The organism is Ruminococcus sp. (genome assembly GCF_019417665.1).
Classification (GTDB): domain Bacteria; phylum Bacillota; class Clostridia; order Oscillospirales; family Ruminococcaceae; genus Ruminococcus_C.
This window is the reverse complement of record NZ_DXUU01000070.1, coordinates 1-8,954: the sequence shown is the minus strand read 5'-3', so window position 1 is coordinate 8,954 and position 8,954 is coordinate 1. Positions and strand designations below refer to the sequence as shown.

7 protein-coding genes are annotated in these 8,954 nt (G+C 41.2%); 3 read left to right on the top strand and 4 right to left on the bottom strand.

The window, feature by feature from the left end:
* Positions 1-39 precede the first annotated feature (39 nt).
* From QZ375_RS12655 to QZ375_RS12645, 3 genes are all read right to left on the bottom strand, one after another.
* The gene (locus QZ375_RS12655) at positions 40-576 is read right to left on the bottom strand and encodes a site-specific integrase (RefSeq protein ID WP_295219618.1); all 537 of its coding nucleotides are present in this window, start codon (positions 574-576) and stop codon (positions 40-42) included.
* 35 nt (positions 577-611) lie between these two features.
* Complete coding sequence (locus QZ375_RS12650) at positions 612-1,346, bottom strand: tyrosine-type recombinase/integrase (RefSeq protein ID WP_295219617.1); 735 nt, start codon at positions 1,344-1,346, stop codon at positions 612-614.
* Between the two features lie 681 nt (positions 1,347-2,027).
* Positions 2,028-3,194, bottom strand: coding sequence for a cation diffusion facilitator family transporter (locus QZ375_RS12645; RefSeq protein ID WP_295219616.1), 1,167 nt, complete (start codon positions 3,192-3,194; stop codon positions 2,028-2,030).
* Between the two features lie 384 nt (positions 3,195-3,578).
* Between QZ375_RS12645 and QZ375_RS12640 the strand changes: the two genes are divergently transcribed.
* From QZ375_RS12640 to QZ375_RS12630, 3 genes are all read left to right on the top strand, one after another.
* Positions 3,579-4,346 (top strand): LytTR family DNA-binding domain-containing protein, encoded by a 768-nt coding sequence (locus QZ375_RS12640; protein WP_295219615.1) that lies wholly within the window; start codon positions 3,579-3,581, stop codon positions 4,344-4,346.
* Between the two features lie 104 nt (positions 4,347-4,450).
* Positions 4,451-5,605, top strand: coding sequence for a sensor histidine kinase (locus tag QZ375_RS12635; RefSeq protein WP_295219614.1), 1,155 nt, complete (start codon positions 4,451-4,453; stop codon positions 5,603-5,605).
* 442 nt (positions 5,606-6,047) lie between these two features.
* Positions 6,048-7,511: a 4Fe-4S dicluster domain-containing protein gene (locus QZ375_RS12630; protein WP_295219613.1), complete on the top strand. Its 1,464-nt coding sequence runs from the start codon at positions 6,048-6,050 to the stop codon at positions 7,509-7,511.
* A gap of 77 nt (positions 7,512-7,588) precedes the next feature.
* Here QZ375_RS12630 and QZ375_RS12625 read toward each other — a convergent pair whose 3' ends face one another.
* Positions 7,589-8,614 (bottom strand): cellulase family glycosylhydrolase, encoded by a 1,026-nt coding sequence (locus QZ375_RS12625; protein WP_295219612.1) that lies wholly within the window; start codon positions 8,612-8,614, stop codon positions 7,589-7,591.
* Positions 8,615-8,954: the final 340 nt, after the last annotated feature.

Below are 8,954 nucleotides of genomic sequence, written 5' to 3'. Positions count from 1 at the left end.
ATAATGATTGGTGCGGTTTTTTTCAACTATCGCTTTTATTCAGCGTGTCCCTAATCTGACATCTTTTATCTGGATATCAGAAAGCTCGCTTACTCTTGCAGCAGTATCATAAAGCACAGTAAGGATAACCAGATGCCTGCGACCTTGCTTTGTAGAAGTATCTGGTGCTGCCAGAATACTTTTAAGTGCATCAGTTGTGAGATATTTTGCAGGAGATTTCGGTGATTTCAGACTTGGAATTTTTAGAATCTGTCTGCAATGTTCCATATATTCCGGTTTTTCCATCATAATATATTCAAAAAAAGCATGAATTGCACAAAGCCTTTGATTATACGTTGATGATGATATCTCTCTGTATTTTTGTAACCATAAAAAGAAATCCTCAATGCATTTTTTATCAACATGATGGATAGTTAATCTGGCGATGCTAATATGCTTTTCATCTCTGCAAAATTCTAACAGTTGCTTGAAAGTATCACGATAGGAGTGAATGGTATTGCTGCTCAGATTCCGCTGTACAGGTAAATAATGGGTAAGATATCGTGTAAGCAGAAAAGAAAAATCAGAGTTCTTCATGGTTTACCTCCATGTCTGGTATCAGACAGCCAAATTCATGTTCTACGCCCTCCGTATGGAATTCCTGCCAGTCTCAGCAACATCTGAAAATGAAAATGAAATCCACTCATACTGTACTTTTCAGTAGAATTTGATCTGCAAAATAACCAGCTTTCCTCAGATGCGGGTTTCACATTTTCATAGTATTCTTTTAATGAATCTGCTACAACCTCAGAAAACGGAACCAATCGGTTTTTATGGAATTTGGTATCCAGAATAGTAAAAATATGCTGTTCCATATCCACATCACAAACCCGAAGATTCAACAATTCTGATATGCGCAAACCGCAATTGAACAGAATGCGGAACATTACTGGAAGCTGATAGTGTCTGTCAGGGCATTGTTTCATATACGGAATTGAGTCAGCAGCATCAAGAATATGCGAAATTTCTTCATCATTAAAAATATATGCCCTGAAATTCCGTTGTTCCTTTGGTAAGGACTTATGGGGAATTTTGTAAGCTTTAAACCCTTTCCGGATCACAAAATCAAGAAAACAATTGACAGCACATATATCTCTGAGCCGGGAATTGACACATTGATTGGGTTTTGGCTTTGTGTGCTCAAGAACATATTCCTTTGTAAATTCAATTTTCCCGTCTGATGGCATCGAAAAGTTCCGGAGAAACCTTCGCAGTACACCCTCCTCAGTTTTGTAACTGTATCCAAGTGAATGCCTTTCTTCCATAAATTCCGAAAGAAGCTGCTCAACAGATTTGAATTGCTCCATCAGTATTTCTCCATCTTAAGCTTTTTTCTATTATACCATATTTGTAGCTCAATGGGAAGATTTAATCAGTGTTTTCCTAAGAGAATTAAATCAAAGAAAAGTAAAGTAAAGGTTATCTCCGAAAAAACCTGATTGAAGTTTTCAGCGGAGAAAATCTCCGAAAATGAAAATGCCCTATAATAAAGGGCTTTCGGGTATGAATACAAGGGCAACTGTTTTGATGATGGCATCATTTAACAGAGCTATTTACATACAACGTGCGAAATACAATGAGTCTGATCATGTACAATTTCTCTATGTTGATCACCAAAAATATTCGCATACATGATGCTAAGCATAATAATTATCGCTATAAAATTAATTACGCCGTCGCTATACATTTTTGCATCAAGTTCTTTCGTTCCACTCACGCAGGTTCTTCATTTTTAAAAGAGCTGATAACAAGATTCAAGTGCCCTGTCAGACCTGATCGTATCGCAGCAAGGAAAACTCGTTGCCATTCTGCCATCGGCTTCAATTACAGATTATCCTAATTTTTTATTTGTGTCAATATTTTTTTCAGGCAGATCACCGATCTGTCTTTTCGTCTTGCAATAATTCGCTTCTTATGCATACAGGAGTATGACCTTATATCTGATCATACTCCTATTTTCATTCAGTTCTTCAATTAGCTTAATGACATTAGGTATAGTCTCGGTCGTATGTAATAATTGTTTGGCAAGTAGGATCCTGCTGCTGCAGTTCACTGGTGATCATTTCCTGAAGTTGCTCATCGGTATAAACACAGTCAAAAGGCACTACCATATCAAAAATAAGTCGATTGGTATTTTCTCCAGAAACCAGACGAAAATCATGCAGGCTCAGCCTTTTATCCAATCCATAGATAACGGCTTCTGTCATACGCCGATAATTGTTTGCTGTTTCATTGTCCAGTTCAATGGGATCCATATGGATGGTCATCATAATCTGCATGGTTTCATATATTTCATGCTCTGCGATGTCAACCACTTCGTGAACAGCGACAAAATCAGAGTCACTCCGCACCTCCACATGACAGCTACCAAGAGTTTTGCCGGGACCGTAATTGTGCAGCATTAGATCGTGAATTCCGACGATTTCCTCGTGGGCAAGAAGCATTTCTTTTAGATTTTGTACAACTTCCGGGTCAGCCGGACGTCCCAGTAGATCTCCTACTGTATCTCGGATGATATCATAAGCGGTTTTCAGAATAAAAAGAGATACCGCCGCACCCATGATGCCATCCAGAGGCAGATTGGTGAACAGAGATGCCAATAGAGCAAGGATCGTGGCAGAGGTCGCAACGACATCACTGCGGCTGTCTTTTGCAACGGCAATCATGGTAGAAGAGTGAATGCGTTTCCCAAGCTTTGTGTTCAGCCATGCCATCCAGAGTTTGATGCCAATCGAAACAAGCAATGCTGCTAGTGTCACCCAGTGGAATGCAATGTCTTCTGGATGTATAATCTTATCTATGGAGTTCCGGAGTAGTTCAAAACCCATTAGTGCGATCATTACAGCAATGACCAGAGAAGTCAGATATTCCATTCTGCCGTGTCCAAACGGATGGTCTTTATCTGCCGGCTTCGCGGCAAGCTTGTAACCAAACATGGTAATCAGACAGCTGGCGCAATCAGATAAATTATTGAATGCATCGGAAACAATGGCAATAGAATGCGAAAGCATCCCCATAGTGTATTTTAAACTGAACAGGAGCAGGTTACAGACAATGCCGATAATGCTGCTAAAAGTGCCGTATGCCTTGCGGACGCTGGGGTCAGATGTGTTTTCGCTGTTTCGTATCAACTTGTGAATGAAAAAATCTAGCATAAAAACTGCCTTTCTTCAGGAGTGTATATTTATAATTATGAAAAATGTCAGGTATAAAGTCTACTTTCATCAATAATTGTCTCAATGAAGACAAGTTCTTATGATTATAGCAAATTTATCGTAGAATGTCAAGAATTTGAAAAATAATTTCTGCCATGTACCACTGCTTGTCGAATCCTGTCGAATTAATGTGAATTTTTTTAAAAAATAAGAAGTAACGACTTGCAAAAGATATCGAAATGTGATATAATATTTCAAACAAAATCAATCAGGACGACAGTATCCTAACATCTTGTAAATGAATGATAGCAGATATTGATTCGCTGGGGTTTTTACCTGAAATATGTGGCAGTGTGAAGAAACGATTGGATAGGAGATGTTTTTTTGAAGATTGCAATTGCAGATGACGATGTCTCGATATGTCAGAAAATCCGAGAATATCTTCTGGTATATAGTACTCAAAAAGATGTGGACATGGATCCGCCGGATATTTATACGGATTGCAGTTCTTTATATGGAGCTTGTTTGAACGGTATACGTTACGATTTTCTGTTTTTGGATATTGATTTTTCCGGTAACGGAAAAATTCCGGATTTTTTTCGGGATCCTTTTCAAAGTCAGAATCAGCAAATGAATGGGATCACATTAGGGTCTCATCTGCGAAGAATTCCATGTCTGAAAGATGCGGATATTATTTTTGTCACATCTTATGAACAGTGTGCGTCAGAAATGATCTCCAATGTCCGTCCGGCGGGATTTATCAAAAAACCTGTTTCTCTGGAAGCAATCTCTGATACTATGCAGAAGGCACTGCGGTATCAGGATCTGACACATCGTTTATTTGAATTTACATACCATAAAACGGTGATGCGGATTCAAGTGTCCCGGATTCAGTATCTGAATAGCTGCGGCAGACAGATTATTGTAAAAATGGTGGACGGACAAGCATCTTTTTATGGAAAACTTTCGGAAGTCAGAAAACAAAGATGTTTTGAATCGTTTCTGAATATTCACAAATCTTATTTGGTCAATCCCGACTATATCGAGAGGTATACTTCAAGTTCCGTATATCTGTATGGACCAGACCATGAAATTCTGCCCATCAGCCGAACAAAACAGTCGGTGGTTGGTGAGTGGCTCATGAAAAATTGAATCTTATGGAACTGATTTTTTATTTATTTTCGAATTTATTTCATATCTATGCGGTATATCAATGCTCCAGCATTTTCTTTCAAAAAGAGCATCGTCTCAGCTGTATGGAGGTTTTTAGTTATCTGGGTTATTATATCCTGAATAGTGGCATCTATTTACTCTTTCACAATGGCATATTGAATATCCTCAGCAATTTGATTCCATTTTTCTGCATCACATTGCTTTATCGTACCTCCTGGATGCAGAGAATTCTTGCAACAGTTTCCATTTATATCCTGAGTATGATCGCAGACATCGTCTGCACTACGGTAACGGTATGGATGGATTCGCCGCCAATTTTCTTCACCAGCGGTTTCGTCCCTTCTCTGCTGCTTCTGGTACTTGCAAAAACGATCCAGCACTTTCGCCTGTTTGGGAATGTCAGCACGCCGAAACTGAAAATGTTCTACCTTCTGACAACAATTTTCGTTCCCTTAGGCTGCATTGTGGTGGCACATTTTGTAGCACGCACATTGTCGTGGCAGTCTTTGATTGCCGCCATTATACTACTGATGATCAATATTAGCGTTTTCTCACTGTATGATCTTTTGATCCGCATGATGGAAGAACAACATACTGCGCAGTTGATCCAAAAGCAAAACCAGGCTTATCAGGCGCAGCTGGAAGTGATCCAACAGTCCCAGATGCGTCTGCGTTGTTTGCGGCATGATATGAAAAATCACTTGTTTCAGATGCAGCGGCTTTTAGAGGAAAATGACCTGGTACAGCTCCGGGAATATCTGAATACGGCAACGTCTTTTTTGTATAATGGTGACTGGGAATGTTATTCAGAAAACGAAGCAGTAAACAGTATTCTGAATTATAAGCTTTCTTCCCTTCGGCAGACGGCGGCAAAGCTGGAGATAAAAGTAAAACTTCCGGAAAAACTTGCTTTTCAGGTTTTTGATCTGAATGTCATCCTGGGCAATCTACTAGACAATGCAGTAGAAGCATCCAGTCACATGCGACCTGAGGAACAGCATATACGACTGAAGATGAAGGTGGATAAAGGGGTTCTTTGTATCAATGTGGGAAATCGTTTTGATGGTGTACTCCCAAAGTACAGAACAACTAGAAAAGCAGATGCGGAAAATCATGGAATCGGCTTGAAAAGTGTGAAGGAAATCGTACAGAAATACCACGGAACAATTCGTACAGAGATAGAGGGAAACTGGTATGAGGTGTTTGTTTTATTGTATGAAGACATTCATTGTTCATAAGAGTCTGTTTAGTATCTTGGCGTACGCAGATTTTCGAGGGAATTTTTGCCGATTTCAAGGCGAAAATTCGCAGGCATACTGGCGTATGGCAAGAATTTTTAACGCAGAAACCGACAAAATTCACCGAAAAGATGCGTGCGAAAAGATGCTGAACAGGCTCTAAGGCAATACCGCACAAACGGAATGACTGTACATTCGATACACAATCTTTACGTGATGTCACCATAATCTTATAGACTGACGGGGCGATGCAAAATCGTCCCGTTTTTGTCTGAATGTTTAATTTTATTTTTTTATAAAAAATAAGTTGATTTAAAGTACAGACTTTACAAGGCGTCAGATCCATGATATAATAAAAGAGAGTATTTTGATTTTATGCAACTGTCGTGATAACTTGTGCTGAGATCGGATCACAGATGCACAAAATTGACTGGAGGTTATTATGGTAACAAATGACGGAACGATTATTCAGATTAAACATGACATCTTATGTGAAGTAGCCAAGCTGGTATTTTCCGGAAAATTTGAGGAAGAAAAAGATGAGCTTCCCTATCGGATGATGCCTGGACCGAAGGCAAAATATCGCTGCTGTGTATATAAAGAACGTGAAATTGTCCGTCAGCGAATTCGCCTTGCAGAGGGAAAAGCACCTCAAGGTGCTCATAATGAACTGGTTGTACAAGTGGTACAGGCAGCGTGCGAGGATTGTCCAATTTCTCGGTATGTTGTCACAGACAACTGTCAGAAGTGTATGGGCAAAGCTTGTCAGCAGTCCTGTAATTTTGGTGCGATCGACATCGGCCGTACCCGTGCACATATCGATCCTCAGAAGTGCAGGGAATGCGGCAAGTGCGCTGCTGCATGCCCTTATAATGCGATTGCTGACTTAATTCGTCCTTGCCGCCGCAGTTGTCCAGTGGGTGCAATTTCAATGGACGAAAACGGCATCTGCTACATAGATGAAAAAAAGTGCATTCAGTGCGGCAAATGCATTCACAGCTGTCCCTTTGGTGCTATCAGTTCCAAATCCTGTGTGGTAGATGTCTGCCAAGCAATTGTGAACCAGAAGCATGTTTACGCTATGATTGCGCCATCTGCAGAGGGACAGTTCGGCGAAGGGATTACATTTGAAAGCTGGCGGAATGCCCTGAAAGAAGTAGGCTTCACAGATATGATCGAGGTTGGTCTCGGCGGCGATATGACAGCTTATGCAGAAGCCGCAGAGTGGGCAGAGGCATACAGCGAGGGAAAGAAAATGACCACTTCCTGCTGCCCTGGGTTTGTGAATCTAATACGCCTGCATTATCCGGATCTGGCAGAGCATATTTCCACGACAGTTTCTCCTATGTGCGCAGTGTCTCGTTGGATCAAATCGAAAGATCCTGAAGCGATCACAGTATTTATCGGTCCGTGTATTGCGAAAAAAAGTGAGGTCATGGATCAGGATATTCCAGGCAGTGCGGACTATGCTATGACATTCGGCGAGATTCGAGCTATCATCCGGGCACGTGGTGTGACCATCAAGGAAGCGGAGGAGACTCGTCAAGAGGCAAGTACCTTTGGAAAATGGTTTGGGAACAGCGGCGGCGTGACTACGGCTGTGCTGGAAGGCATGAAGGAACAGGGTATTGCCAATGAAGTTCAGGTGGAACGCTGCAATGGTACAGATGCTTGTAAGCGTGCCCTGCTGATGTTGAAAATGGGTCGATTTTCCGGAGACTTTATTGAAGGTATGGCTTGTGACGGCGGCTGCGTCGGCGGGCCGAGCCGTCACGTGGATGTGGCAAAATTCAAAAAGTCGCGGGAAAATCAGATCGCAAAGGCGGATCAGCGTAATATTCAAGACAACTTGATCCAGCTTGGCGCTGATCAGATCCCTATGCATCGGGACAACTGGAACGCATAACGATATTTTCATCGAAAATAAAAACAGCCCATATTGTCGCAGATGACAGTATGGGCTGTTTAAATCTTTGAAGTAAATTACAGAAGCGGAATAATCTGGTTCAAAATAGGCATCATGTGGGAATCTGTCAGACCGAAGTCCATTTCTTTGAAAGTCCATGCGGCATGTCCAATATTATGCTGTATAAAGACAGCTGAAATGGTCTGATACCAACGCAGCGTACTTTCAAGATCAGCCTGGTTGATGACGCCATATTCACCGCAGTACAATGGAATATCATATTTTTCTGCACAGCGGATAGCGTCGGTAAAATGTGATTCAAAGAGCGATTTCTCTACGTCAGTAACGCCTTCTCGCACAAGAGGATCTGTGTATTCTTTATTAAATGCTGCAGAACATTTCCGATATGTATCCAGAGTATCGGGATAGCAAATATGGAAATCCTTTCGCATTCCCTTCGTCCAGTATGCAGTCTGGTGAGTAAACACGATCGGCTCATAACAATGGAAATTGTAGATGATATTTTTGTCTGCCGGCGGATCCAACAGCGGAACACCGTCTGCGCCATTATGATGAATGCCGCCAATCAGAATTGGAATCTCTGGTGCAATGGAACGGATTGCCGACACTGTGTTTGCTGCAATGGTGTTCCACTGTTCTGCCACGTTGATGTCAACCACTTCGTTTAACAATTCAAACGCCAGGATCTTATGGTATTTTCCAAAGCGGCGTGCAAATTCCTGCCAGAGAGAAATAAAACGAGCCTGCAACGCCAAGTTAGTGAAAAAATCGTTTGCATTCGCTTGGTTGTCGAAGGAATATCCCGGTGCTTTGTGTAGATCCAGTATCATGTGAAGATGATATTTGTCGCACCACTCTAGACAGCGTTCAATCCGGGAAAAACCCGCTTCTTTTCGTATGCCGCCTTCTGATTCTACTAGTTCATAATCAACTGGAATCCGGACATGATCCAACCCCCAGCTTGCTACTGTAGCAAAGTCTGATTCGGTGATAAACATATCATAATGCTGATCGCTGTGTTCCCGCTGAGAGAACCATCCACCGAAATTGATACCGTGCTGGTATCCCTCCCAAATACGCATGAATAAAACCTCCTGCAAAATAAATTTTTTAAGCAACACCATTCAGAATTTCAGTCGCCGCTGTCATAGTTTATCTTGGTTTCGCAAAGGGAATGATATCAACATTATTTTACGTGGAATGCAAAAAAAATGATATCAAAAACCTTGATTTTATATCAAAAATATGATATGATATCTATGGCGAATTATCAGTTTTTTTGTGACAAGCTGAGAATATAATATGAGAATCTGCTATAGTGTGGATCCGCAGTATATTCGCAACAAATTTCTAATGAAAATAGAAAAAAGAGGGTGCGCCAGTTCGGTGCAGATAAAATAGTTCGGTGAAAGTCCGAACCCG